Annotated in this window: 23 protein-coding genes and 1 pseudogene; 18 read left to right on the top strand and 6 right to left on the bottom strand. The window is 60.4% G+C overall.

The window, feature by feature from the left end:
• Window positions 1-97: 97 nt before the first annotated feature.
• Window positions 98-844, bottom strand: coding sequence for an arylesterase (locus tag WDN46_19495; GenBank protein ID MEJ0095505.1), 747 nt, complete (start codon window positions 842-844; stop codon window positions 98-100).
• A gap of 2 nt (window positions 845-846) precedes the next feature.
• On the opposite strand from WDN46_19495, the gene WDN46_19490 reads away from it, so the two are divergent.
• The 6 genes and pseudogenes from WDN46_19490 to WDN46_19465 all read left to right on the top strand — a co-directional run bounded on the left by WDN46_19490 (window position 847) and on the right by WDN46_19465 (window position 6,471).
• Entirely contained in the window at window positions 847-1,542 is a 696-nt protein-coding gene (locus tag WDN46_19490; GenBank protein MEJ0095504.1) for an ABC transporter ATP-binding protein, read from the top strand.
• Between the two features lie 125 nt (window positions 1,543-1,667).
• Window positions 1,668-2,091 (top strand): annotated as a pseudogene (locus WDN46_19485) (YeeE/YedE thiosulfate transporter family protein).
• Window positions 2,088-2,552: a YeeE/YedE family protein gene (locus WDN46_19480; GenBank protein MEJ0095503.1), complete on the top strand. Its 465-nt coding sequence runs from the start codon at window positions 2,088-2,090 to the stop codon at window positions 2,550-2,552. The pseudogene WDN46_19485 and the gene WDN46_19480 overlap by 4 nt, the downstream one beginning before the upstream one ends.
• Window positions 2,553-2,564: 12 nt before the next feature.
• Complete coding sequence (locus WDN46_19475; protein MEJ0095502.1) at window positions 2,565-2,897, top strand: cupin domain-containing protein; 333 nt, start codon at window positions 2,565-2,567, stop codon at window positions 2,895-2,897.
• 40 nt (window positions 2,898-2,937) lie between these two features.
• Complete coding sequence (locus WDN46_19470) at window positions 2,938-5,550, top strand: FtsX-like permease family protein (protein ID MEJ0095501.1); 2,613 nt, start codon at window positions 2,938-2,940, stop codon at window positions 5,548-5,550.
• A 135-nt stretch (window positions 5,551-5,685) separates the two neighbouring features.
• Window positions 5,686-6,471 (top strand): Bax inhibitor-1/YccA family protein, encoded by a 786-nt coding sequence (locus WDN46_19465; protein ID MEJ0095500.1) that lies wholly within the window; start codon window positions 5,686-5,688, stop codon window positions 6,469-6,471.
• 75 nt (window positions 6,472-6,546) lie between these two features.
• Here the strand turns inward: WDN46_19465 and WDN46_19460 are convergent, their stop codons facing one another.
• Window positions 6,547-6,843: a DUF2794 domain-containing protein gene (locus tag WDN46_19460; protein ID MEJ0095499.1), complete on the bottom strand. Its 297-nt coding sequence runs from the start codon at window positions 6,841-6,843 to the stop codon at window positions 6,547-6,549.
• A gap of 369 nt (window positions 6,844-7,212) precedes the next feature.
• On the opposite strand from WDN46_19460, the gene htpG reads away from it, so the two are divergent.
• From htpG to msrB, 6 genes are all read left to right on the top strand, one after another.
• Window positions 7,213-9,156 carry a molecular chaperone HtpG gene (gene htpG, locus WDN46_19455; protein MEJ0095498.1) on the top strand — a complete coding sequence of 648 codons (1,944 nt, stop codon included), beginning with the start codon at window positions 7,213-7,215 and terminating at the stop codon, window positions 9,154-9,156.
• Window positions 9,128-10,042 carry a peptide chain release factor N(5)-glutamine methyltransferase gene (gene prmC / locus WDN46_19450; protein MEJ0095497.1) on the top strand — a complete coding sequence of 305 codons (915 nt, stop codon included), beginning with the start codon at window positions 9,128-9,130 and terminating at the stop codon, window positions 10,040-10,042. The genes htpG and prmC overlap by 29 nt, the downstream gene beginning before the upstream one ends.
• Before the next feature lie 436 nt (window positions 10,043-10,478).
• Window positions 10,479-11,492, top strand: a complete 1,014-nt coding sequence (locus tag WDN46_19445) for a DUF4167 domain-containing protein (protein MEJ0095496.1) — start codon at window positions 10,479-10,481, stop codon at window positions 11,490-11,492.
• A 722-nt stretch (window positions 11,493-12,214) separates the two neighbouring features.
• Window positions 12,215-14,809: an ATP-dependent chaperone ClpB gene (gene clpB, locus WDN46_19440; GenBank protein ID MEJ0095495.1), complete on the top strand. Its 2,595-nt coding sequence runs from the start codon at window positions 12,215-12,217 to the stop codon at window positions 14,807-14,809.
• A gap of 238 nt (window positions 14,810-15,047) precedes the next feature.
• Window positions 15,048-17,513, top strand: coding sequence for a DNA topoisomerase (ATP-hydrolyzing) subunit B (gyrB, locus tag WDN46_19435; protein ID MEJ0095494.1), 2,466 nt, complete (start codon window positions 15,048-15,050; stop codon window positions 17,511-17,513).
• A 32-nt stretch (window positions 17,514-17,545) separates the two neighbouring features.
• A complete protein-coding gene (gene msrB / locus WDN46_19430; protein MEJ0095493.1) occupies window positions 17,546-17,950 on the top strand; it encodes a peptide-methionine (R)-S-oxide reductase MsrB in 405 nt (134 codons plus the stop codon).
• Between the two features lie 163 nt (window positions 17,951-18,113).
• On the opposite strand, the gene WDN46_19425 is transcribed toward msrB, so the two are convergent.
• On the bottom strand, window positions 18,114-18,329 hold the full coding sequence (locus tag WDN46_19425) for a hypothetical protein (GenBank protein MEJ0095492.1): 216 nt from the start codon (window positions 18,327-18,329) through the stop codon (window positions 18,114-18,116).
• 235 nt (window positions 18,330-18,564) lie between these two features.
• Here WDN46_19425 and WDN46_19420 point away from each other — a divergent pair, with 235 nt between their 5' ends.
• The gene (locus WDN46_19420) at window positions 18,565-19,263 is read left to right on the top strand and encodes a dienelactone hydrolase family protein (protein ID MEJ0095491.1); all 699 of its coding nucleotides are present in this window, start codon (window positions 18,565-18,567) and stop codon (window positions 19,261-19,263) included.
• On the opposite strand, the gene WDN46_19415 is transcribed toward WDN46_19420, so the two are convergent.
• Window positions 19,223-20,002, bottom strand: a complete 780-nt coding sequence (locus WDN46_19415) for a methyltransferase domain-containing protein (GenBank protein ID MEJ0095490.1) — start codon at window positions 20,000-20,002, stop codon at window positions 19,223-19,225. The two genes, WDN46_19420 and WDN46_19415, sit on opposite strands and share 41 nt — an antisense overlap.
• 161 nt (window positions 20,003-20,163) lie before the next feature.
• Between WDN46_19415 and gloB the strand changes: the two genes are divergently transcribed.
• Window positions 20,164-20,934, top strand: a complete 771-nt coding sequence (gloB, locus tag WDN46_19410; GenBank protein ID MEJ0095489.1) for a hydroxyacylglutathione hydrolase — start codon at window positions 20,164-20,166, stop codon at window positions 20,932-20,934.
• 36 nt (window positions 20,935-20,970) lie between these two features.
• Entirely contained in the window at window positions 20,971-21,357 is a 387-nt protein-coding gene (locus WDN46_19405) for a cupin domain-containing protein (GenBank protein ID MEJ0095488.1), read from the top strand.
• Window positions 21,358-21,446: 89 nt separating this feature from the next.
• On the opposite strand, the gene phaR is transcribed toward WDN46_19405, so the two are convergent.
• Complete coding sequence (gene phaR / locus WDN46_19400; protein MEJ0095487.1) at window positions 21,447-22,034, bottom strand: polyhydroxyalkanoate synthesis repressor PhaR; 588 nt, start codon at window positions 22,032-22,034, stop codon at window positions 21,447-21,449.
• 283 nt (window positions 22,035-22,317) lie between these two features.
• Here phaR and WDN46_19395 point away from each other — a divergent pair, with 283 nt between their 5' ends.
• The 3 genes from WDN46_19395 (at window position 22,318) to WDN46_19385 (ending at window position 24,583) form a co-directional block, all read left to right on the top strand.
• Window positions 22,318-22,467: a hypothetical protein gene (locus WDN46_19395; GenBank protein ID MEJ0095486.1), complete on the top strand. Its 150-nt coding sequence runs from the start codon at window positions 22,318-22,320 to the stop codon at window positions 22,465-22,467.
• The gene (locus tag WDN46_19390) at window positions 22,457-23,632 is read left to right on the top strand and encodes an acetyl-CoA C-acetyltransferase (GenBank protein ID MEJ0095485.1); all 1,176 of its coding nucleotides are present in this window, start codon (window positions 22,457-22,459) and stop codon (window positions 23,630-23,632) included. The genes WDN46_19395 and WDN46_19390 overlap by 11 nt, the downstream gene beginning before the upstream one ends.
• Before the next feature lie 225 nt (window positions 23,633-23,857).
• Window positions 23,858-24,583 (top strand): beta-ketoacyl-ACP reductase, encoded by a 726-nt coding sequence (locus WDN46_19385; protein ID MEJ0095484.1) that lies wholly within the window; start codon window positions 23,858-23,860, stop codon window positions 24,581-24,583.
• 92 nt (window positions 24,584-24,675) lie between these two features.
• On the opposite strand, the gene thiC is transcribed toward WDN46_19385, so the two are convergent.
• Complete coding sequence (gene thiC / locus WDN46_19380; GenBank protein ID MEJ0095483.1) at window positions 24,676-26,508, bottom strand: phosphomethylpyrimidine synthase ThiC; 1,833 nt, start codon at window positions 26,506-26,508, stop codon at window positions 24,676-24,678.
• Window positions 26,509-26,529 lie beyond the last annotated feature (21 nt).

The following is a 26,529-nucleotide window of genomic DNA, read 5'->3' as shown; positions in this document are numbered from 1 at the left end:
AGTGAAGAACCGAATCATCGCGGCTAATGCCGAGCAACATGCTTTTAGCAAAATTCGCCGCCGAAAAAAATCATATCCGGCGAAAAACGGCTGAACCTCAGTTTCCGCCCCCAGATTTGTGCCCCATCTCCGCCAGAAGGTTGCGGACGCTCGGCAGGATGTTTTGCACGATTGTCTCGACGCCCGCGGCGCTGGGATGCAGGCCATCAGAGAGCGTCAGCTTCGGTTGCCCCGCGACGCCTTCGAGAAAGAATGGATAGAGCGGCGCGTCATATTGCGTGGCGAGGGCTGGAAAGAGGGCGTCAAATTTGGCTTTGTAGTCTTTGCCAAGGCTTGGGCTGGCCAGCATGCCGGCGAATAGAACCTTAATATTGCGGGATTTCAGCTTTTCGAGAATGGCCGCAAGGTTCGCGTTGGTCACATCCGGATCGATTCCGCGCAGCATGTCGTTCGCGCCAAGCTCGAGAATGACTCCGTCGGCGCCCTCCGCGAGCGCCCAATCCAGTCGCGCCAGGCCGTCGGAGGATGTGTCGCCTGACACGCCAGCGTTGACGACCGTTACCTTATAGCCTTCTTTGCGGAGCGCTTGTTCGAGCGCGGCTGGAAAAGCGGCGTCGGCCGGCAACAAATAACCAGCCGAAAGGCTGTCGCCGAAAGCGATCAGCCTCGTCACGTGAGGCGTCTCCGCCGCGAGAGTTTCGGCTTGCAAGAGGACGAAGGCCAAGAGCCCCGCGCCGGCTTGGAGAAAGCCGCGGCGATCCTTATATCCGCTGCGCGCGGGCTGCAGCGTCGCGGGGAGCCTCGCTTGCCTCGAGGCCGTTTTGTGATTGGTTTTGGATGACATTGATGGACGAACCGGCGGTTGAACTCGAAAATGTACATCTGAGCCTCGGACGCGGCCCGGCTCGCGTGCATATTTTGAAAGGCGTGTCGCTAAAGATTGAGCGCGGCGCAACCGTCGGGCTGGTTGGGCCTTCGGGATCGGGCAAATCGACGCTGCTGATGATCATGGCCGGCCTGGAGCGGCCTGATTCCGGCGTCGTCAAAGTGGGTGGGGCCAGCCTCAATGGCCTTGATGAAGACGCGCTGGCGCGGTTTCGCGGCGCGAAGATCGGCATTGTCTTCCAGTCGTTTCATCTCATTCCAACCATGACCGCTTTGGAGAATGTCGCAATTCCGCTTGAGCTTTCTGGCGCTCCCGACGCTTTTCCGCGCGCGGCCGCCGAACTTCAGGCGGTTGGGCTGAAAGATAGGCTGGCTCATTACCCGGCGCAATTGTCGGGCGGCGAACAGCAGCGAGTCGCGCTGGCCCGCGCGCTGGCCCCGAATCCTTCGATCCTCGTCGCCGACGAGCCGACCGGAAACCTCGATGAGAGAACGGGCCAAACCATCATCGAGCTGATGTTTGCTTTGAAGCGCGATCGCGGCGCAACCTTGGTGCTCGTGACCCATGATCTCTCGCTGGCCGCTAAATGCGACCGCCGAATCAAGCTTCGCTCTGGCTCCGTTGAGGAGGAGGCGGCGCTGGCTTTGCCGGCGTAGACCATGCTTTTGACCGGGGCGAAATTTCCGCCTTATTTGTGAAAACCGCCCATTGCCCTAAGCTCGATTGGGCGCGCTGCGAAGGCGCGAGGCGCCCGGAATGCTTAACCTGGACCCTTGGCATCATGTGGCAGACTTATCTGCAATCCCTCGCTGGAGGCGCCCTCATTGGGCTGGCGGCCGCCCTGTTTCTGCTTCTCGATGGTCGCATCGCCGGGGTGAGCGGCATCATCAGCGGCAGTCTGCGCGCGTTTAGCCAGACCTCTTTGCAGAACTGGGCTTTCGTCGCCGGTCTCGTCCTGGGTCCGATCCTTTATCTTCTCCTGTTCGGACATTGGCCGGCCCTGCGCATTGAGGCGAGCCTCTGGGTGCTGGCGCTCGCCGGCCTTCTGGTCGGTTTTTGGCGTGCGGCTTGGCTCGGGCTGCACCAGCGGCCACGGCGTTTGCGGCCTAGCCCGTCTTTCGCTGAGATCGATCGTCGCTGTTGCGACTTTCCTCGCCGCCGGCGTCGCCACTGTCGCCCTGATGAATTTTTTAGGGGTCCCATGAGCGGTTTGCCAAAAATTCTGGTCGGGCTCGCCAGCGGGGCTATCTTCGGTTTCGGGCTGTCGATCTCTGGGATGCTCGATCCGGCGCGCGTGCGCGGGTTTCTGGACGTCGGCGGCCATTTCGACCCAAGCCTTGCTTTCGTTCTGGCCGGCGCGGTTGCGGTCTCCGCCGTTGGATATCTTCTCTCGCGCCGCCTGCCGAGGCCTCTGCTTGGCGGGGAATTTCAAATCCCGTCTCGAAAAACCATCGATCGGCGTCTGGTGTTGGGCGCGGCGATTTTCGGCGTCGGCTGGGGCATGAGTGGGCTCTGTCCCGGCCCGGCGATCGCCTCGCTCGCGCTGGGACTTGTTCCAACCCTTGTTTTCAGCGCCATGATGCTCGCTGGCATCCTCATCTACGATAACTGGAAGGGCGCTCCTCGGCCGGAGCCCTCGCGACAGGACGCGAATGCGCAAATCTGACTGTTTCAAACAATGCTAGGGGTGTCCGGCAATCTGTTCGATATAGGCGCGATCAATCGGCGCGAAGAACAGTTTGCGCCTCTCGTCGAGACGCAAAGCCTCAAGATCGAGCGGATTGTCTCCCACGGTCAGGCCAGCCCGCCCGGATTCTGGTTCGATGAGGAATTTGCCGAATGGGTCGCCGTTTTGGCCGGATCGGCGGTTCTCCGCTTTGCGGACGAAGCCGATGTCAGGGTTCTGGCCGCCGGCGACCATATCTTTATTCCCGCGCGGCGGAAGCACCGCGTCGAATGGACCGACCAAGCCCACGCGACGATCTGGCTCACCGTGCATTTCCCCGCTTGAAAAGCGCAATGTCGAACATGCCCCAATTTAAGGTCTCTCTATGAATGTGCTCGACACCGCGTCCGGCGTGACGGAAGCCGGCATCGAAAGCCGCAAGAGGGGTTGGCGCTGGCCGCTCATTCTTCGCGTCGCTCTGCGCGATTTTCGCGGCGGTCTGCGTGGGTTTGCGATTTTCCTAGGCTGCATCGCCCTTGGCGTCGCGGCGATCACAGGGGTCGGCTCGGTTTCGCGATCGCTGGTTGATGGCCTCGCCCTGCAAGGCCGCGTGATCCTTGGCGGGGATCTCTCGTTCGATCTTGCGCAGCGTGAATTGACGGCTCCCGAGCGGGCGTTTCTGGCCTCGCACGGGCGTCTGTCGGTCGTCGGCATGATGCGCGCCATGGCGCGGAGCGAAGGCGGCGAGGCGGCGCTGGTTGAAATCAAGGCGGTCGATGGCGCTTATCCTTTAGCTGGCGACGTCGGGCTTGATCCGGTCCAGCCGCTTGCCGAGGCGCTTGCGGAAAAGAATGGCGCCTATGGGGTTGCGGCTGATCAGGCTTTGACGGCGCGCCTTGGCGTGAAACCCGGCGATCTCTTCATCATCGGCGATGCGCGTTATCAATTGCGAGCCTTGCTGACGGCTGAACCTGACAAGCTCGCGGGTGGGATCGCGTTCGGGCCGCGCGTGCTGCTGTCGGAGCAAGGGTTGCGCGCGACCGGCTTGCTGCAACCTGGGGCGCTAGCCCGCTGGCTCTATCGCGTCGCTCCGGGGCCTGCCGACGCCGCGCCGGCAAGCCAGGCGGACATCGATAATTTGGCGGCCGAGGCGCAAAAGACTTTCCCCGAGGCCGGTTGGGAAGTTCGCACGCGAAAAAACATATCGCCGCAATTCTCCCGCAGTCTTGATCAATTCACCCAGTTTCTGACTCTCGTCGGCCTGACCTCCCTCATCATCGGCGGCGTTGGGGTTGCAAACGCGATCCGGGCTTATGTCGAGCGCAAGCGGCAAACAATCGCGACGTTGAAATCGCTGGGCGCGACCGGCTCAACAGTCTTCGCCCTGATGCTGACGCAGGTCATGCTCGTCGCCTGCCTTGGCCTCGCCATCGGCGCGATGATAGGGGCGGCTCTGCCGTTCATCGCGGTCTGGAGCTTTGGCGCGCTGATTCCTTTTCCGCTTGTTCCTTCGATTCATCCAGGCGCCATCGGGCAGGGGGCCCTCTACGGCTTTCTGACGGCGCTGGCTTTTTCCCTGGGACCGCTCGGCCACGCTCATGACGTGCCGGTTCAGGCGGTTTTCCGCGAGGAGATCGAGCCCGCAAGGGCAAGGGTGCGGCTGCGTTACATTCTTTTCAGTCTGGCCGCCGCCCTCGGCCTCGTCGCGGCGGTTCTGATCTTGTCCGACGACCGCAAGCTCGCTTTGATCTATCTTGGCGCGACCTTGGCGGCGTTCGTCTTGCTGCGCCTTGTCGCCTTTCTGATCATGGCCGGCGCGCGAAAGATCCCGCATGTGCGGAATGTCGCCTTGCGCCATGCGATCGGAAATATCCATCGGCCGGGCGCGCTGACCCCCTCTGTCGTACTTTCGCTAGGCCTCGGTCTGGCGCTGCTCGTCACCTTGGCCTTGATCGACAGCAATATTCGCGGCGAACTTGAAGCTGGCCTGCCCGGCCAAACGCCGAGCTTCTATTTCCTTGATGTGCAAAAGGCTAAAGCGGACGCTTTCACGCAATTCATCAACGCCCATGAGCCGGATGGCAAACTCGAACTGGTGCCAATATTGCGCGGGCGCATCGTCAAGCTGAATGGCGTCTCGGCTGACTCCGCTAAACCAAGGGACAACGTCGCCTGGGTCTTGCAAGGCGATCGCGGCATTTCTTTCGCGCAAGATCCGCCGCGCGGATCAACCCTCGTCAAAGGCGAATGGTGGCCGAAAGATTACAGCGGGTCGCCGTTGATTTCATTGGAGGCCGAGATCGCGGATGGACTTGGGCTGGCGATCGGCGATGAGATCGCCGTCAATGTCCTTGGCCGCACCGTCACCGGCAAAATCGCCAATACGCGCAAGGTCAATTGGCGGACGTTCGGCCTGAATTTCGTGCTGGTGTTTTCGCCAAACAGTTTTGCAGGCGCGCCTTATAATAGTCTTGCGACGCTGACCTTTCCCGCTGAGAGCGATCCTGATCGCGAGATAGCTTTGCTGCGCGAGACGGCAAAGGCGTTTCCGGCGGTGACGACCATCCGCGTCAAGGACGCGCTTGATGCGGCTCGCGACATCGTCGCGCAACTCGCGGTTGCGGTCAGAAGCGCCTCGAGCGTCGCGCTGCTGGCCTCGATCCTGGTTTTGGGCGGCGCGCTGGCGGCGGGCCAGCAAGCGCGGGTCCATGACGCGGTGATTCTTAAGACGCTGGGGGCGACGCGGGCGCGCCTCCTCGCAGCATTCCTCTATGAATATGGTTTGATCGGGCTCTGCACGGCGATATTCGGCGTTGCGGCGGGAGGGGTCGCCGCGTTTGCGATTGTCCACGCGGTCATGAATCTCGACTTCGTCTGGGTATGGCCGCAGGCTCTTGCGGCGGCCGGCGCGGCTCTCGTCCTCACCATCCTCCTTGGGTTGCTTGGCACATGGCGGATTCTTGGCCGCAAGCCAGCGCCCTATTTGCGTGACCTTTAGCACGGGCAACCTTAAGTATAGTTCATCTTCAGCGCCCTTGTATGGACCGCGCCGCTGAGCCATATTGGTTACGAAGCTGATCTCATAAGGACAGCGGCCGGAGGCGGCTTAGCCTCCACAACACTAGAGGAAATCATGTCCGACTTCGACCGCAACGCAAGCGCCCGCTGGGGTCAGGGCGTCGCACGGGCAGGTCGCGCCGAGATCGACCAGGGCCTGCGCTCCTACATGCTTGGCGTTTATAACAACATGGTGATCGGCCTCGCGCTCACCGGCCTCGTGGCGCTTGGGGTCAACATGCTCGCCGTCGCCGGCGATCATTCGCAGGCGGTCGCCCAGATGGGACGCATCCCGCTTACCGCCTTTGGCGCCGCCCTTTACGGCAGCCCGCTCAGATATCTCGTAATGCTGGCGCCGCTGGCTTTTGTGCTGTTTTTCTCGTTCCGCATTAACCAGATGTCGGCTTCGTCAGCGCGGGCGCTGTTCTTCGCTTTCGCCGCGACGATGGGCTTGTCCCTCTCGTCTATTCTGCTGGTTTATACCGGGACCTCAGTGGCGCGCGCCTTCTTTGTAACCGCGGCGGCCTTCGGCGGCCTCAGCCTTTACGGCTACACCACCAAACGCAGCCTGTCGGCGATGGGCTCGTTCCTGGTGATGGGTCTGATTGGCCTCGTCATCGCCAGCGTCGTCAATTTGTTCGTTCAGAGCACGGCGTTTCAGTTCGGTCTGTCGATCCTCTCGATCCTGATCTTCTCGGGCCTCACCGCCTGGGATACGCAGGCGATCAAGGAGATGTATTACGAGGCTGACGGCTATGAGGTGGCGACCAAGAAATCCGTAAACGGCGCCTTGATGCTGTATCTGGATTTCATCAATATATTCCAGTCGCTGCTGTTCCTAACCGGCTCGCGCAATAACTAAAGATTGCATGGTTCAAAATAATGAAGGCCCCGCACGAGCGGGGCCTTTTTTCGTCGGGCGTCGGTTGGCATTCCCTCAGCCCGAAACAAGCTTCAAGCGCTTGTCGAGGACAGCCATGACGCGGCCGAGTTCATGGCCCCGCTTGAGCACAAGGCCATTGGCGGCAAGGACGCTATAGGCTCCTTGCTTCTTCGCCAGCTTCGGGTTTTTCTCGATCCGATATAAAGCGCATTCGGAGCTGCGCCGATATATCGAGAAAACCGCCTTCTGAGCCATGAAATCAATAGCGTAATCGCGCCATTCGCCTTCGGATACCTTGCGGCCGTAGAGGTTGAAAATCTGGCGCAGCTCGATCCGATCGAAAGATACGATCTCGGCGTTGGCCGCGGCGGCTTGGCCAGTGGGGAGTGGAAATTGGGCGAGGGGGGGAGCGGAGCGGAACTCCCTGACCCTGTCCGGGAGGGCCCCGCTGCGATTATCGTCGGTAGGCTCCAAATCGCTTATGCCTTTTATCGTTGATGGCCTTGCGTTTTTCCATCATCGCCCGCCAAACTGGCTTGGGCAAGCCCCATCCTGACAGTTTTGAGACAGGGCGGAATGAGCATCGGACGCCCTCGCGTCGAGAGGCCTTGAATCTAAATCCTTCACGGGCAATATGAGCGCGGGGGCGACTGCGCCTGGGTTTAAGGCATAGAGGCGCCCGATCAGCGATGAAATGCATCAGGGGAAGATTGTTTGGAAATGTCTGAAGCTGCGGGTCAATCTCAAGCGTTTCAAGCCGATGTCGCAAGGCTGCTGCATCTCATGGTGCATTCGGTCTATTCCGATCGCGACATTTTCCTCCGCGAACTGCTTTCCAATGCGGCCGATGCTTGTGAAAAATTGCGCTACGAAGCGCTTGCCGATCCCTCGCTCGCCAAGGCCCCCTTCAAGATTGCGATCCGCCTCGACAAGGAGGCCGGAATCCTCACGATCGAGGATAATGGAATCGGCATGACGCGCGAGGATCTTGCCGAGTCGCTCGGCACCATCGCAAGGTCCGGTACCCGGGCTTTTCTCGACCGGATCGGCGCAAAGCCCGAACAGGGCGTCGAGAATGAGGGCGATGAAGCGGGCACCTCTGTCGCGACAGGTCCAAAAGTCGATTTGATCGGGCAATTCGGCATCGGCTTCTACTCGGCTTTCATGGTCGCGGATCGGGTCGAAGTGTTTTCGCGGCGCGCCGGGTCGAGCGAGGCCTTCCTCTGGAGTTCGGATGGAAAAGGCGCGTTCTCAATAGCGCCGCTGCAGCTTGATCAGGCTCCCGATCACGGAACTCGCGTGGTCCTGCATCTCAACGAGGGTTCGAAGGAATATCTCGAACCTTACCGCCTCGAACAGATCGTGCGCGAGCATTCAAGCGCGCTGACGGCGCCGATCGCAATCGTCGAATCGCCTGGGGCCGAACCGCGCCAGCTGAGCGATGGCCAGGCGCTGTGGACCAAACCCAAAAGCGCCATCACAACGCAGGATTACACCGAGTTCTATCATAACCTGTCCGGTCAATTCGATGAGCCGGCGCTCACCGTGCATTGGCGCGCGGAAGGGCGTCATGAATATACGGTTCTGGCCTTCATCCCCTCCTTGCGACCGCTCGATCTGTTCGATCCGTCGCGCCAGGGCGGCGCCAAACTTTATGTCCGCCATGTTCTGATTACCGATGACGCCAAGATCCTGCCAAGGTGGCTGCGCTTCGTCCGGCTGCTTGTCGATTCCGCCGATCTTCCGCTGAATGTCTCGCGCGAGATGATCCAGGAAAGTCCGGTCTTTAACGCCATCAAGCAAGGCGTCTCCAATCGCATTTTGCAGGAGCTGACCAAGCTTTCCGAAAACGATCCCGCAAAATTCGCCGAGATCTGGGGACATTTCGGCAGCGTGCTGAAAGAGGGCATCTATGAAGGGCCCGAAAAGCGCGACGCCTTGCTCAATATCTCCCGTTTTGCGACCTCGACTCATCCCGAAGGCGCCCGCGCGCTCAAGGATTATGTCGCCGGAATGCGAGAGAACCAGACCGCCATCTATCATCTCCTCGGCGATGATTTGAAGCGGCTGGCGGCGAGCCCGCAACTCGAGGGGTTTCGCGCTCGCGGCGTCGAAGTTCTGCTGCTGCCCGATCCGGTCGATGCTTTCTGGGTCACTCCCGCAATCGGATTTGACGGGAAGCCTTTCAAGTCGGTGACGCAGGGGGCCGCCGACATCAAATTGATACCGCTTCTCGAGGGCAGCGCGGACGAGGCGGCGGACGAGGCTTCGACGGCTAAACTCGCGACGCTCTTCGCGCTCATGAAACAGGTTCTCGAAAGCGCGGTGGAAGACGTGCGCGCTTCCGATCGATTGGCGCAAAGCCCCGCTTGCCTGATTGCGCCGGATCGCGGGCCGGATCGACGGCTGGAGCAATTGCTCGCCGAGCATGGCCAACTTGGCGCGGCGACAAAGCCCGTGCTCGAGGTCAATCCGAAGCATCCGCTGATCCAGGCGCTGGGCGCTCTCATCGGCGCGTCGGACAAGCAGAAAATCGAGGACATCACTTGGCTGATCTTCGACGAGGCGCGGGTGATGGAAGGCGAACAGCCGTCCAATGCGCCAGATTTCGCAACGCGGCTGACGCGCGTTCTGCTTGAAGCCGCCAGCCGTCCGGCGACGTAAGTCGGTGATTTTGCCCGGCGGGTTGGAGCTTTGCGCCTCGATGCCGCGCGAGAGGGCGCGGCGGGCGGTGGCGCGCGCCTTTAGCGAGGGAGGCATTGAATCCGCCGAACTCGATGCGCGGGTGCTTTTATGCGCGGCGCTTGGAATTGATCACGCGGGCCTCATTCGCGACGCAGACGCCCCGCTCGGCGGCGCGGCCGATGTCTTGCGCCTGATGGCCTCGAGGCGTTTGCGCCGCGAGCCGGTGTCGCGAATCATTGGTTACAAGGAGTTTTGGGGCGAACGTTTCGCCGTGAGTTCCGCAGTGCTCGATCCGCGCCCGGACACCGAAACCTTGATTGAGGCTGCGCTGGATCGTCTGGCTGGCGATCGGGACAAGGCCTTGCGGATTCTTGATCTTGGGGTCGGCTCGGGCGCCGTTCTTGGAGCGCTGTTGCGCTGCCTGCCGCTCGCGTTTGGCGTTGGCGTCGACATTTCGCCGGCGGCCTGCGCCATTGCGCAAAGCAATCTCGCCATGCAGGGGCTGGACGCGCGCGGGCGAATAATTTGTGGGGATTGGACAGCGGCGTTGCGAGGCCGATTCGATCTGATCGTTTCCAACCCGCCCTATATTCCTGGGGATGAAATCGAGAGCCTTGCGCCGGAAGTCAGGGTCTATGATCCGCGCCTTGCCCTCGACGGCGGCGAAGACGGTCTTTCGACCTATCGCGCCATCATCCCCGCCTTGCCGGGTCTTTTGGAGCCGCATGGCGTCGTCGCGCTTGAGTTTGGACTGGGGCAGGGGAAGGCCGTTGCGGCGCTATTGCAGGCCGCCTCGCTGAGTGTTTTCAACTGGGGACTTGACCTCAACGGACGGGAACGTATTATTTTGTCGGAGCTAGCTTGAGCTCAAGCGCGACATTTTGATCACAGCGAAGGTGTGAGAGAGATATTTTCGGAAAAGCTCTTGGCGTTTCAGTTGAAAGCGGCTAGTTTGAGCAGATAAGGATTACCTATTCGCTCCTGTAAAGCTGCGGTTAGCGTCGAGATACACCTACCCGCGCATTATATGCAGTGTGGGGAAAATAGGTGGCCCGCTTCCGGCGATGCTGCGACGCTCGGCGAAACCGAGGTAATGTCCCCCGAAACTCCAAGACTCTGTTGATCCAGGGTCAAGGATCGACGCCACGGAGACCCCGTGAGCATCGCCACCGGCTGGAGAGCCAAATTAATCCGCTCGCGCCTTCGCGTTATTGAAAAAATGGTTCGATAAGAACCGTGAACGAGACGCCGATCAGGCGATGCTCGAGGGTCGCGACTACGATGCCACTCAAGGATCATCGATGAGACCAGGACAGAACAACAAACGCATGCGTGGCCGCCCCAATAATAATCGCAAAGGACCAAACCCTCTTACGCGTTCGTACGAGTCGAGCGGTCCCGACGTTAAAATCCGCGGCACTGCCCATCATATTGGGGAAAAATACCTCCAATTAGCCCGCGACGCGCAGTCGTCCGGCGATCCGGTTACGGCGGAAAGCTATCTCCAGCACGCCGAACATTATTTCCGCCTCATCGCGGTGGCCCAGCAGGCGCAACAACAAAGCGCGGTCGGCTATCAACGCCAGCCCGGCGAACCCATCGCGGAAGAGATCGACGACGGCGACGATTTCACCGGCATTCCAGACCGATTCGCTTCGCCGCCCGAACGTTTCGCTGCGCCCCAACCCGCTTTCGCGCAGCAGCCTCAATCCGGCAATCCGCAGCCAAGTTCGGATCGCGCCTTTTATGGCAACGGCGGCAATGGCAATCCGGAAAAACCGGGATACGAGCGTCAGGATCGCGGCCCGCGTCAGGACCGGCCTTTCCAGGAAAAGCCCTACCAGCAGGACAAGCCCTATCAGGAAAGATCCTACCAGGATCGCCCATATTCCGACCGCAACGGCAATCAAGATCGCAACGCCCAGCAGGATCGGACCGGCTCTGAACGCAATGGGCAGGGGCGAGATCAGGACAATCGTAGCCAGCGCTCTGGCCGCCCGCCGCGGGACTTTCGCAATGACGCCGCCCCGCGCAGCGAGTCGCGCGCGCCGGCTCCGGTCATCGAGGAGGTCGAGCCCAACGGCCTGCCCGCTTTCATTACAGCGCCGGTCCGGGCGCCTTCTGATTCGATCGAATCCGAGGCTCCCGTCGAGGCATTCGCCTCGATCAGCAACGAGCGCTCCGAAGTAGTCGACCGCGAAGCGAATGGCTTCCATTTGCGTCCGCGCCGCCGCCGCCGCAGCAAGGCTGAAATGGCGATCGACCAGGCCGCAAATCATGAGGAAACCAGCGCCAAGGATCCCGTTGGGGACTGATGAGTGTTAGCGCTCGTCACAATTCATTTGGAGGCTTGTTCGTCGCGCAGTAGGATGTTTCCGTTGAAATCAGGGCGGAAACAGGTGATTTATGATCACGAAACTATCTGTCGCTGCGGCCATTATTTTCCTTTCGGCGCTTTCCATTGACGTGCAGGCTATGCCTGTCGCCTCGTTCCATCAGATATCGTCATCTCCCGAGGTGACGATGGCGCGGGGCGGCTGCGGGTTTGGCTGGCATCGCGGTCCTTGGGGCGGCTGTCGGAGAAACTGGGGTTGGGGCTGGGGCCGCCGGTGTTGGTGGCGGGGAACTCCCTGGGGTCCACGCAGGGTCTGTCGCTGGTAATCTGACCCTCTAGTCAGCCGCTGCGCTCTCGTTGAACACAACAGGGCCGGCTTTCTAACGGCGCGATATAGGGCTGACTTTCGTCTTGGGACGAGGTCGGCTCCAAGCGATCCGGGATCGCTTTATCGCATTCTGCAAAGAATATCGCTTCATCGCATTCTGCAAAGAATAAGGCGCTCCCACGCGAAATGAGCCGCACGCCACCCTGGCGGTCTGGCTCGCGGCGCTGCGAATGACGCATGATTCGCAGCGCAAACCCTACCGCGGGCTTTTTTTTTCCCTACATTTGACTGAAGAGGCCGCCGCAAGGGGCCGATTCCGTTTTACTGCGAAATGCGCTGCCGATGGGGGCGATTTCGAAGGGGGAGATAAAGCCATGAATTTTGAGAAATACACTGAAAGAGCGCGGGGGTTTGTCCAGAGCGCACAGTCGCTCGCGGTGCGCGAAGGCAATCAGCAGTTCACGCCCGAGCATGTGTTGAAGGTTCTGCTCGATGACGAGCAAGGCCTCGCCGCGGGGCTCATCGACAAGGCGGGCGGACGCTCGCGCGATGCGCTGATCGCAACCGAACTTGCTCTTGGCAAATTGCCGAAAGTCGAAGGCTCCGGCGCCGGCCAAGTGTATATCACGCCGGCGACCGCGCGGATTTTCGACAACGCTGAAAAGATCGCCGAGAAAGCGGGCGATTCCTACGTGACGGTGGAGCGGCTTCTTCTGGCGCTGGCCATGGATAAGAGTTCCGAGGCTGGCAAAATTATCGAGAAGGCGGGGGTGACGCCGCAAAATCTAAACAAGGCGATTGAAGAATTACGCAAAGGCCGCACTGCGGATAATGCAAGCGCCGAAAACGCCTATGACGCCCTGAAGAAATATACCCGCGATCTGACGGAAGCCGCGCGGACGGGAAAGCTTGATCCTGTCATCGGGCGCGATGAGGAAATCCGTCGCACCATTCAGGTCCTATCCAGACGCACCAAGAATAATCCGGTTCTTATCGGCGAGCCCGGCGTCGGCAAGACGGCTATCGTCGAAGGCCTTGCATTGCGGATCGTCAACGGCGACGTGCCCGAGAGTCTGCGCGACAAGAAATTGCTCGCGCTCGACATGGGCTCGCTCATCGCCGGGGCCAAATATCGCGGCGAATTCGAAGAGCGGCTGAAAGGCATTTTGACCGAGGTCACCGCCGCCGCTGGAGGCATCATCCTCTTCATCGACGAAATGCATACGCTCGTCGGCGCAGGCAAGGCCGATGGCGCGATGGACGCTTCGAACCTGCTGAAGCCTGCGCTCGCGCGCGGCGAGCTTCATTGCGTCGGCGCAACGACGCTCGAAGAATATCGCAAGCACGTCGAGAAAGATGCCGCGCTGGCGCGGCGTTTCCAGCCGGTTTTCGTCTCCGAGCCGACGGTCGCCGATACGATTTCGATTTTGCGCGGCCTCAAGGAAAAATACGAATTGCATCATGGCGTGCGCATCACCGACGCTGCAATCGTCGCGGCGGCGACGCTGTCGCATCGCTATATCGCGGATCGGTTTTTGCCGGACAAAGCGATCGATCTCATCGATGAGGCGAGCGCGCGCTTGCGTATGCAGATCGATTCGAAGCCGGAAGAGCTGGATGAGTTTGATCGCCGAATCATTCAGCTGAAAATCGAGCAGGAGGCTCTGAAGAAAGAGACCGACGCGGCTTCGAAAGAGCGGCTATCCAAGCTTGAGGGCGAATTGGCCGACCTCGAGGAAAAATCCGCGGCGCTCACCACGCGATGGCATGCCGAAAAGGACAAGCTCGGCTCCGAGCAAAAACTCAAAGAGCAGCTTGAGGCGGCCCGCACCGAACTCGTTCAGGCGCAACGCCGGGGCGAATATCAACGCGCCGGAGAGCTGACTTACGGCGTGATCCCAGATCTTGAGCGCAAGCTGACGGAGATCGAGGCGAAGCGCGGCGGCATTCTGGTCGAGGAGGCGGTCACCGCCGAGCATATTGCGCAGGTCGTCTCGCGATGGACGGGAATTCCGGTCGACAAAATGCTCGAGGGCGAACGCGACAAGCTGATCAAAATGGAGGAGGCGCTCGGCAAACGCGTCGTCGGTCAGGCGGAGGCCGTCAAGGCGGTCTCGACTGCGGTGCGGCGCGCGCGGGCGGGACTTCAGGATCCCAATCGCCCGATCGGTTCGTTCATGTTTCTTGGACCGACGGGCGTCGGCAAGACCGAGCTGACTAAGGCCCTCGCCGGCTTCTTGTTTGATGATGAGAATGCGCTGCTGCGCATCGATATGTCGGAATACATGGAGAAACATTCCGTCGCCCGTCTGATCGGCGCGCCTCCCGGCTATGTCGGCTACGAAGAAGGCGGCGCTCTCACTGAGGCGGTGCGCCGCAGGCCCTATCAGGTCGTGCTGTTCGACGAGATCGAAAAGGCGCATCCAGATGTCTTCAACATTCTTTTGCAGGTGTTGGACGACGGCAGGCTCACCGATGGGCAGGGGCGCACGGTCGATTTCCGGAATGTGCTGATCATCATGACCTCTAACCTCGGCGCCGATTTCCTCGTGCTGCAGAAGGATGGCGAGGATTCGAGCGCGGTCCATGCCGAAGTGATGCAGGTGGTGCGGGCGCATTTCCGCCCGGAATTCCTGAATCGCATCGACGAGATCATCCTCTTCCATCGTCTGCGCCGCGAGGATATGGGGGCGATCGTCGAGATTCAGCTCCAGCGCCTGGCGAAGCTGCTTGAGGATCGCAAGATCACGTTGGAATTGACCCCCGAGGCGCGCGCGTGGCTCGCCGAAAAGGGTTATGATCCGGCCTATGGCGCGCGGCCTTTGAAGCGCGTCATTCAGAAGAACGTGCAGGATCCGTTGGCCGAGTTGATCCTTGCCGGCAAAATCCACGACGGCGAGCTGGTTCGCATAGGCGCGGACGAGACGGGGCTCCTGATCGGCGACAAAGCCATCCAAGAAGCGGCGTAAGGCTTCGCCGCGGCCGGCGACTGGACCATTTCGAGACAAAATCGTAATGGTCCAGCGCTGGTTTCATCCGTGCGGCGGACAGTCCGCGATTAAACCAGAATCGAGATGTGGAAAGCTCGTCGGATCGCTGCCGCGAGTGGCGAAAAAGACATTAAAAAACATGACCTTCACAGGTTTCTAGTCTATAAGACAGAAATCTTCGTCAGGCTTTGCCGAGAGCAGAAAGTTCGCTTCACCTATGGCCCAACCCGCCGCCACGCCGCCGGTTTCTCTTCCCGTTGAAACTGAAGCCTATTATGGCGCCGATTCCATCAAAGTGTTGCGTGGTCTTGACGCCGTGCGCAAGCGGCCTGGCATGTACATCGGCGACACCGATGACGGCTCCGGACTCCACCACATGATCTATGAGGTGGTTGATAACGCCATCGATGAGGCGCTGGCGGGACACGCCACAAAGGTGGCGGTGACGCTGAACGCCGACGGCTCGGTGACCGTCCTCGATGACGGGCGCGGCGTTCCGACGGATATCCACAAGGAGGAAGGCGTTTCGGCGGCCGAGGTCATCATGACCCAGCTGCACGCTGGCGGGAAATTCGACCAGAATTCCTACAAAGTGTCGGGCGGCTTGCATGGCGTCGGCGTCTCCGTCGTTAACGCGCTTTCAACCTGGCTGAAACTCAGGATCTGGCGCGACGGCAAAGAGCATTTGATCAATTTTGAAGAGGGCGATGCAACCGCCCCGCTCCAAGTCATCGGACCGGCGCCTACGCATGAAGGAAAGCCCCAGCGCGGCACGGAAGTCACCTTTCTCGCCTCGCCCGCGACCTTCACCATGGTCGACTATGATTTTGCGACGATCGAACACCGGTTGCGAGAGCTCGCCTTCCTGAACTCAGGCGTTCGGATCCAGCTCACCGACGCCCGCGGCCCCGAGGTCAAGACGGAGCAGCTTTATTATGACGGCGGCCTCGAGGCGTTTGTGCGCTATCTCGATCGCGCCAAAAGTCCGCTGCTCGCCAAGCCCATTCTGATCAAGGGCGAGCGCGAGAACATTATCGTCGAGGTCGCTTTGTGGTGGAACGATTCCTACCACGAGAATGTGTTGGTCTTTACCAACAACATCCCGCAGCGCGACGGCGGAACGCATTTGGCTGGCTTCCGCGCGGGGCTGACGCGGCAGGTCACGGGCTATGCCGAGCGCTCGGGTCTCCTCAAGCGCGAGAAGGCCGATCTTACGGGCGATGATAGCCGCGAGGGGCTGACCTGCGTGCTTTCGGTCAAGGTGCCCGACCCAAAATTTTCCTCGCAAACCAAGGAAAAGCTGGTGTCCTCGGAGGTTCGTCCGGCGGTCGAGGGTCTCGTCAATGAGATGCTCGGGTCCTGGTTCGAAGAACATCCGCAAGAGGCGCGCGTCATCGTCGGCAAAGTGGTTGAGGCGGCGCAGGCGCGCGAAGCGGCGCGCAAGGCGCGCGAACTCACCCGCCGCAAAGGCGCGCTCGACGTCGCCAATCTGCCGGGCAAGCTCGCCGACTGCCAGGAGCGCGACCCGGCGAAGGCCGAACTGTTCCTAGTCGAAGGCGACTCAGCGGGCGGCTCCGCGAAGCAGGGCCGCAACCGCGAATACCAGGCGGTGCTGCCATTGCGCGGCAAAATCCTTAATGTGGAGCGCGCGCGATTCGACAAAATGCTGTCAAGCCAGGAGATTGGGACGCTGATCACTGCGCTCGGGACAGGCATCGGCCGCGACGATTTCAACGCTGATAAGCTGCGCTATCACAAGGTCATCATCATGACCGACGCGGATGTCGACGGTTCGCATATCCGTACTTTGCTTCTGACTTTCTTCTTCCGCCAGATGCGCGAACTTATCGAACGCGGCCATCTCTACATAGCGCAGCCCCCCCTCTATAAGGTCAAGCGCGGCGGCTCCGAGCAATATTTGAAAGATGAGCACGCGCGCGAAGATTATCTCATCGGCAACGGCCTTGAGGGAGCTGTGCTGCGCCTCGCCAATGGCGTCGAGCGCGCCGGTCCGGATCTGCGCTCGATCATCGAGGAGGCGCGGATTGTGCGGCATGTGCTGAGCGCCACGCATTCGCGCTATGATCGGACCATTGTGGAGCAGGCGGCGATCGCCGGGGCGCTGAGGCCGATCCGTCCAGACGAGGAGGCGATGGCCGAGGGCTTCGCCACGGCGATCGCTGCGCGTCTCGACGAACTCGCCGACGATATCGAGCGCGGCTGGAGCGGCCGCGTCGAGAATGGCGGCTATATCTTTACCCGCGAGGTGCGCGGCGTTCGCCAGGCCTCGACGCTTGACGCCGGACTGCTGTCCTCGAGCGAGGCGCGCCGCCTCAATGAGCACAGCGCGACTTTGCATGATGTGTTCGCCCGGCCGGCGCAGTTCATCCGGCGCGGGGATGAGGCCCAGGTCTCAGGCTCCGGCGATCTGCTCGACGCCGTGATGGCGGCTGGACAGAAGGGCATTTCGCAAATGCAACGCTACAAAGGCCTTGGCGAAATGAACCCCGAGCAGCTGTGGGAGACGACGCTCGACCGCGAGGCGCGCTCCCTGTTGCAGGTCAAGATCAAGGAAGGCGATGACGCCGACGATATTTTCGTCAAATTGATGGGCGACGTCGTCGAGCCCCGTCGCGAATTCATCCAGGACAACGCGCTGAGCGTCGCCAATCTGGATGTGTGAGGCTCGTTGCGCGAGCAAGGGTGGAGCATAGGATGACGCAGACCAAAGAGTTTCCTGTTACGCACAGCGATGCGGAATGGCGCAGTCTTCTGACGCCGGAACAATATGACATCATGCGCGGCCACGGCACCGAGGCGCCGGGCAGTTGCGCCTTGAATTACGAAAAGCGCGCGGGCGTTTTCGCCTGCGCCGGATGCGGGCAGAAGCTTTTCGCCTCCAAAGGAAAATTCGAGAGCGGCACGGGCTGGCCGAGCTTCAATGATCCGATCGAAGGCGCCGTTGAGACGCAGGAAGATGGCCGCTACGGGATGCGGCGCACGGAGGTGCATTGCAGCCGCTGCGGCAGCCATCTCGGCCATGTCTTTCCGGACGGGCCGCCCCCGACCCATTTGCGCTATTGCATTAATGGCGTTGCGATGGATTTCCTGCCGGAATAACGGCCTTGGACAAGGGCCGAACATTCCGAGCAAGGCGCAAAACGCACGCCTTGAAGGATAGCGAAGCGGTCCTTTTCTTAAATGGCGTCTCTTTCGCAGCTAGGTCTGTTCACCGTCCGTGGGCCTTTGAGCGCTAATGAAGGGGAGGATTGCGTTCAACGCCTCACGGAATATAAACCGCCTCGATCACCTTGAGCTGCTCGCCCAAGGGGTCGGCTTCGAGGCGGACCACTTCGGCCATCAGTTTGTCGCGAAATTTATAGGCCCTGCGCCAGCCATCTTCGTTGGTCGGCGGCCAGGGCGTGAAGCTTTTTTTGTCGACCATCAAGGCTTCGCAGCGCAAGCGCGGACCAGTGATGTTGCGGGCGATGATATACATGGGAGCCCTCTCAACGCGTCCTGAGTTTCGGCCGCCCGGCGCGGGAGCCTCAAGGGCTAGCGAAATCAGGATTATTCGCGTTAGCCGCGAGCTGCTAACTTAATCCCGCCGGAGCGGCCGGTAAACGTGAATCTGCGCGGGCGGCGTCGGGCGGTTCCATTCGAGGCGAAAATGCTTCAAATGGCTGGGCCGGGCAGGCTTTTCGCGCAAAATATCCAACCAGCGGACACACCAAATGGCGGCTTTGATTGACGGCCCGCGCCTCGCGCCGAAATCGCGCAACGCGAAACAACTCATCGTGTTTTTGCATGGTTATGGCGCCGACGGCTCGGATCTGATCGCCATCGCCAAGCAATGGCAGGCATTTATGCCTGATGCGGCCTTTGTATCGCCAAATGCGCCAGAGCCCTGCAGCCAAGCGCCGAGCGGGCGGCAATGGTTTCCCTTGACGATGCGCGACCCCAATGAGCGCTGGATCGGCGTCAACAAGGCGGCTCCGGGCCTTGACGCGTTTCTTGACGCCGAGCTTCAGCGTCATGGGCTCGACGAGTCGAAATTGGCTCTAGTTGGCTTCAGCCAGGGGACGATGGTTGCGTTGCATGTCGGGCTTCGGCGCAAGCGCGCCCTGGCGGCGATCGTCGGCTATTCGGGCGCGGTGGTCGGGCCGGAGCATTTGAGCCAAGCAACGGCCCACACGCCTGCCGGCAAAGCGCCCCCGATTCTGCTGATTCATGGCAGCGAGGACCCCGTCATTCCGACGGAGGCGCTGTTTCTCTCGGCCGAGGATCTGGCCAAGGCCGACATCCCCACCCAATGGCATCTGTCCATGGGGCTTGGGCATGGCATCGACGGCGCCGGACTGATGCACGGCGGTTTATTTCTTGCCCAATGCTTCAAGTTGAAGCTCGATCGTGACGCCAAGGTGAGGATCTAGAAATCGGCGCAACGCCGATGGTTTCGGGGGCGAGCGCAGGTTGGAATTGCGGCAGCGCGCGCTGCGCGCGGCGCACGCCCACCGGACGATAAAGCTGTTTGGTCGCCTCGACAATGAGGACGCCCGCGCCGGGAAGCCCGAAGAAACCGCCGATCCGCTCGAAGGCGATCCCCAACTGCAACATGGCCCAGTGCTTGAATGGCGGCACATAGAGCGCCTCGGTCCAATGGGTGGGAGAAAACAGCGTTTCCCGCATCAGTTCGCGCAATTGACTGCGGGAAAAGGGCTGGCCATGGCCGAATGGCGTTCGATCGAGCCGCGCCCAAAGACCCGCCCGGCTTGGGGCGATGACGAGAACGCGGCCGCCCGGCGTTAAAATTCGCCAGATTTCGGCAAGGAGGTCGCGCGGATGCTCGGCAATTTCGAGCCCGTGAATGAGAATCACCCTGTCGATCGAGGAATCCGGCAAAGGCATCGTCGTCGTCTCGACGAGCGCTGAGGCCGACTGACCGGACGAGGGCCAGTTCACGACGCCTTGCTCCGCCGGCATGAACGCAAGCACGCGCACAGCCTCCTCGCGGAAAACGCCGAGATAGGGCGTTGCATAGCCAACGCCAAGGATCGAATAGCCGGTGCAATTGGAAAAGCGGTCGCGCACGATTCGGCCGATAAGGCGCCGCGCCACTTCGCCCGGAGGCGAGCCGTAAAAGGTGCGAAGGTCGACGACATCGAGCGACATTGCGCATTCTTTGCAATTAGAACTTTGCTTTGCAATTAGAACCTTGTCGATCGGCCCCCGGAGTCCGGGCGGCCTTTCTCGGGCAAGGCGGAAGAAGATGCCGGACGGTTTGACCCCCTTCTGCGGCGAGGCTAGTTTCGCCTGACGTTAAGGAGTGGATCATGGCCGCCCATATTTATCAATTCATCTGCCTCAAGGATAATTTTGGGGTTCTCATCCATGATCCTCAAACGCGCTCGACAGCCTCGATCGACGCGCCGGAAGCGGGGCCGATTCTGTCGGCCCTCGAAGGCCGGGGCTGGAAACTAACCGATATTTTGATCACGCATCACCACTCCGATCATGTCCAGGGCGTTGCTGGGCTCAAGGCGAAGTTTCCGGGGGCTCGCGTGACCGGCCCGCGCAAGGAGGCGTCTAAAATCGGCGGCCTCGATCATGAGGTCGGCGAGGGCGACAGAGTCAGGGTCGGCGCGCTCGAGGCGGCGGTGATCGAGGTCCCGGGCCACACCGGCGGTCACATCGCCTATTGGTTCGAAGATGAAGACATCGCCTTTGTCGGCGACACTTTGTTCGCCATGGGCTGCGGGCGCCCATTTGAGGAGCCGCCGCAGGTTTTATTTCATTCTTTGATGAAGCTGGCTGCGCTGCCAGGCGAGACGCAGGTTTATTGCGGCCATGAATATACGCTCGCCAATGCCCATTTCGCGCTGACCGTCGATCCCGGCAATGTAATTTTACGCGAGCGGGCCGAGGACGTTGCGAAATTGCGCGCGGAGGGGAAATTCACTCTTCCAACGACCATTTTGATAGAACTCGCTACCAATCCATTCCTGCGCGCCGATGAACCCGAAGTTAAGGCTGCGGTGGGCATGAGCGGCGCCGATCCAGCCGCGGTCTTCGCCGAATTGCGCGAGCGCAAGAACCGCGCATAGGACGACTTCCGGATCCCCAACAAGAGCAGAAACACGATGCTTGCGAGCAAACGAATTAGCAGCGCTCCCGACACTATCGCGCCGGACGGATCCGAGGTGCGCATCTTATGCGGAACGGCGCGCGGGGGCATGGCGATGTTCTCGCTACCGCCAAAAGCCGTGTCAAAGGCAATTGTCCATAGGACGATTGACGAAGTCTGGTACTTCGTTTCCGGCCATGGGCGCATGTGGAGGAAGCTGGACGATCAGGAAGTTGTAGAGGACGTTGGGCCAGGCTGCTCCATTGCGATCCCAGTTGGCGCTCGGTTCCAGTTTCGGTCCGATAGCCTTGAGCCTCTTGTCGTGGTTGCGACCACGATGCCCCCTTGGCCGGGCATGGAAGAAGCGGTTTTCGTTCAGGGAGTGTGGGAGGCGACAGTCTGAACCGCGACTTGAAATGAAATGAAAAGGCGTCACGCCTGTAATGAAAAGGGCGTAACGCTTGCCAAGAGGGCGGAGCAAGTCGGCAGCGCTTATTCCTTGGACGCTATTCCATCGATCCGCTTTTGCAATTCCTCGAGCTGACGCTTCATTTCCTCGATGTCGCTCTTTGCTGTCGGTTCGGGCGACGCTTCGGGCGCTGGCGGCGCGAGCGGCGGAACGAAGGGGTTGAACATGGACAGCGCCTGATTGAACAGCGCCATGTTCTTGCGGGCCTGCTCCTCCAGCGAACCAAAACCCGGCCCGACCGCCTGGCCGCCGAAGCCGCCGGCGACCTTATCGCGGAACTTGCCTTGTTCGCTGGTCAGCTTGTCGATCGAAAATTCGAGATAGCTGGGGACGAGCATTTGCATGCTGTCGCCATAGAATCGGATGAGCTGGCGCAGAAAAGCGATAGGCAGCAGGCTTTGGCCGCCCTTGCCTTCCTGTTCGAAGATAATTTGGGTCAGCACCGAGCGGGTGATGTCGTCGCCGCTCTTGGCGTCGAAGACGACGAAATCCTCGCCTTTCTTGACCATGCCGGCGAGATCTTCGAGCGTCACATAGGCGCTCGTGCCAGTGTTATAGAGCCGCCGGTTGGCGTATTTCTTGATTGTGATGGGGGTCTTTTCATTGGCCATGGTCAATCGCCGAACCTCCGGGGAAGATCACTTTGCAACCGTTTGCTTGGCTTTGTCTACCGGCGGAATTCTTTCGATCCGCGATTTGCGCATGATCAAGAGAAAGCGATTCCAAATCAAGAAGCTGTGGTCAAGTCTCGCCGCCGCAGCCGATCCGCATGTAACCTGTCCCATCGAACCTCCCCAAAGCGCTTTTTTTCTTTAGCGTCGTCGCGCGATTCAACTGGCGACGATCTCATGCTAGGATAGGCTTATTATTTCAAAGCGAGAACTGATTTCAAATATGATTTTTCTCCGATTTGGAAATCCGTCATTATATTTTGGTATTGCCGGGCTCAAGGGCGCGGAGTTTGTCGATTTACGTGATCCAGCCGAAATCGCGACCGTGAATGTCGGTGCGGCTGATTTGTGGAGGATGCCCGATGTCTGGTGATATTGTAATCGTGAGCGCAGCGCGTACGGCTGTCGGATCGTTCAACGGAGCGTTTAGCGCAATTCCAGCACACGAGCTCGGCGCGGCGTCCGTCAAGGCGGCGCTCGAACGCGCCAAACTCGACCCCGCCGAAGTCGATGAAGTCATCCTGGGACAGGTGCTCACGGCGGGGCAGGGCCAGAATCCGGCGCGCCAAGCCGCGATGAAGGCCGGCATCCCTCAGGAAAAGACGGCTTGGGGTTTGAACCAGGTCTGCGGCTCGGGGCTCCGCGCGGTCGTCGTCGGCATGCAGCAGATCGCCAATGGCGACGCCAAGATCATCGTCGCCGGCGGCCAGGAGAGCATGTCGCAAGCTCATCACAGCGCCTATCTGCGCTCCGGCGTCAAAATGGGCGATCTCAAATTCATCGACACCATGCTGAGCGACGGTCTGACCGACGTTTTCAATCGCTATCACATGGGCCAGACTGCGGAAAACATCGCAGCCAAATGGCAGCTTACCCGAGACGATCAGGACCGTTTCGCGCTTGCGTCGCAAAACAAGGCCGAGGCGGCGCAAAAGGGCGGCAAGTTCGATGAGGAAATCGTCGCTTTCACGGTCAGCGGCAAGAAGGGCGATATCATCGTCGACAAGGACGAATATATTCGCGCCGGGGCGACGCTCGAGGCTCTCGCAAAGTTGCGGCCGGCTTTCAACAAAGACGGCACGGTCACCGCAGGCAACGCGTCAGGCCTCAATGATGGCGGCGCAGCGGTGGTGCTGATGACCGCTCAGGACGCCGCGGCGCGCGGGCTGGAGCCGCTGGCGCGCATCGCGTCCTGGGCGACCGCCGGCGTTGACCCGGCGATCATGGGCGCAGGGCCGATTCCAGCGTCGCGCAAGGCGCTCGAAAAAGCCGGCTGGAAGGTCAAGGACCTAGACCTGATTGAAGCTAATGAGGCTTTCGCGGCGCAAGCGCTTGCCGTCACCAAGGACATCGGCCTTGACCCTGCGCGCGTCAACGTCAATGGCGGCGCAATCGCGATCGGCCATCCGATTGGCGCCTCGGGAGCCCGCGTGCTTATCACGCTGTTGCATGAAATGCGGCGCTCGGGCGCAAAAAAGGGCCTCGCTACGCTCTGCATCGGTGGCGGCATGGGGATTGCTATGACCGTTGAGCGCTAAGGACTTGCGCGGGTTGAGATTCTATCAATTTAAAGCCCGGAAGGCCTCGTAATTCAGTCGATGCTTTCGCTGACGGAGGCTTCAAGGATTCTGGCGCGGCGACGCGCGTTTCCCGCCAGATAAATGAGAAAATCAGATCTTGCGCTCCTTAGTGGGCATGGGGAGCGTGGGCAACGCCGGTTATCGGCGATGCACCAAAAAGCCTTTGGGGTTGAGGGTGACGCAATGGCGCGGGTAGCGGTAGTGAGCGGTGGTTCGCGAGGGATTGGGGCTGCAATCAGCAAGGCATTGCAGGGGGCTGGATATCTCGTCGCGGCGAATTACGCCAACAATGATGAGGCGGCGGCTAAATTCAAAGCGGAGACAAGCATTCCCGTCTATAAATGGGATGTTTCGAATTACAAGGATTGCGCCGCCGGGCTCAAGAAGGTCGAAGCTGATCTTGGACCCGTCGACATTCTCATCAATAATGCGGGAATCACCCGCGACATTCCGTTCCACAAAATGACGCCTGAGCAGTGGTGCGAGGTGATCAACACCAATTTGAATTCCTTGTTCAATATGACTCGTCCTGTCATCGAAGGCATGCGCGAGCGGGGGTTTGGCCGCATCGTCAATATTTCCTCGATCAATGGCCAGAAGGGTCAATTCGGCCAGACCAATTACGCTGCCTCGAAGGCCGGCGACATCGGTTTCACCAAGTCGCTCGCGCAGGAAAGCGCTGGCAAGGGAGTGACCGTCAACGCCGTCTGCCCCGGCTATATCGCAACCGATATGGTGAAGGCTGTTCCGCGCGAAGTGATAGAAAAATCCATTCTGCCGCTGATCCCCGTGCGCCGGCTTGGCGAGCCGGAAGAAATAGCTCGCTGCGTCGTGTTTCTCGTCGCCGATGAGTCGGGGTTCATCACTGGCGCGACCCTCACCGCCAATGGCGGCCAGTATATGATCTGAAAGCGGCTTGGCGGCGCCCCCCGGATGATTTTGGAGTTTTGGGGCGCCGCTATCGTTCTCTGCGAAGCGGCCCGTCGCGAAGCCGCCGCCGCTCAAACGTAAAGCTTGCCGCCTTTTTCCAAAAACTCGGCGCTCTTCTCCGCCATGCCTTTGTCGCGCGCCTCCATCGCCGCGGCCTCGTCGCGAATATCCTGCGTGATCTTCATCGAGCAGAATTGCGGGCCGCACATCGAGCAGAAATGCGCGGTCTTATGCGCGTCTTTCGGCAGGGTTTCGTCGTGGAACAGCCGCGCCGTTTCGGGATCGAGTCCGAGATTGAACTGATCCTGCCAGCGGAAATCGAATCGTGCGCGCGAGAGCGCATCGTCACGCAGTTGCGCCGCCGGATGGCCTTTGGCGAGATCGCCTGCATGGGCCGCGATGCGATAGGTGATAACGCCCGTCTTCACGTCGTCGCGGTCGGGAAGGCCAAGATGTTCTTTCGGCGTCACATAGCAAAGCATGGCGCAGCCGAACCAGCCGATCATCGCGGCCCCTATCCCTGAGGTGATGTGATCATAGCCGGGCGCAATATCGGTCGTCAGCGGTCCAAGCGTATAGAACGGCGCCTCATCGCATTCTTGCAGCTGCTTTTCCATGTTGATCTTGATCTTGTGCATCGGCACATGGCCGGGGCCTTCGATCATCACCTGGCAGCCTTTCGCCCAGGCGATCTTGGTCAATTCGCCGAGCGTCTCCAGTTCGGCGAACTGAGCGCGGTCGTTGGCGTCGGCGATCGAGCCGGGACGCAGGCCATCGCCTAATGAGAAAGAGACGTCATAAGCGCGCATGATGTCGCAAATCTCATCGAAGCGCTCATAGAGGAAGCTCTCCTTATGATGGGCGAGGCACCAGCGCGCCATGATCGAGCCGCCGCGCGAGACGATGCCGGTGGTGCGTCTGGCGGTCAGCGGCACATGGGCCAATCGCACGCCGGCGTGGATGGTGAAATAATCGACGCCCTGTTCCGCCTGTTCGATCAGCGTGTCGCGGAAAACCTCGAAAGTGAGTTTGATCGGATCGCCGTCCACTTTCTCAAGCGCCTGATAAATAGGCACGGTGCCGATGGGCACGGGCGAATTGCGCATGATCCAGTCGCGGATGTTATGGATATTGCGTCCGGTAGAAAGATCCATGACGGTATCGGCGCCCCAGCGGATCGCCCAGACCATTTTCTCGACCTCCTCGGCGACCGACGAGGTGACCGCCGAATTGCCGATATTGGCATTGACCTTGACCAGAAAATTGCGGCCGATGATCATCGGCTCGAGTTCTGGATGGTTGATGTTGGCGGGGATGATTGCGCGGCCCCGCGCGATCTCGTCGCGCACGAATTCCGGCGTGATGAAGGCGGGGATCGAAGCGCCAAAACTCTCGCCGTCGGCGATGCGCGCCTCGGCGCCTTCGAGCATTTTTTCGCGGCCGAGATTTTCCCGCGCGGCGACGAAAATCATCTCTTCGGTGATGATCCCGGCTCGGGCGAATTCATATTGCGTGACGAGCGCGCCATTGCGCGCCTTGCGCGGCGACGTATTGGCGGGGCAGGGCGGCACGAGACGGTCAGGCGACACGGCCCCATTATCTTCCGGGCGCACCTCGCGCCCTGAGTAAAAATCGAGCCCCTGCCGTTTGGCGAGCCAGGGTTCGCGGATGCGGGGGAGGCCGGCGGACAGGTCGATTGCGACATTGGCCTCCGAATAAGGCCCCGAGGGATCATAGACCCGCACCGGCGGCTCTTTGGCGGAAGGATCAAGCGCGATCTCGCGGAAGGGGACGGCGATGTCTTCGCGTCCATCAGGGCGATGATAGACTTTCTTTGAGCCTGGGAGCGGACCCGAGGTCACGCTCCGCGGCGCGAGAGCTTGTTGCTTATCGTGAATATTCATTTCAGTCTCCGCTCAAGCTTC

Origin of the sequence: Methylocella sp. (assembly GCA_037200525.1) — a bacterium.
Classification (GTDB): Bacteria; Pseudomonadota; Alphaproteobacteria; order Rhizobiales; family Beijerinckiaceae; genus Methylocapsa.
Note: the sequence above shows the minus strand (reverse complement) of the source record. Positions and strands in the feature narration are given on the sequence as shown.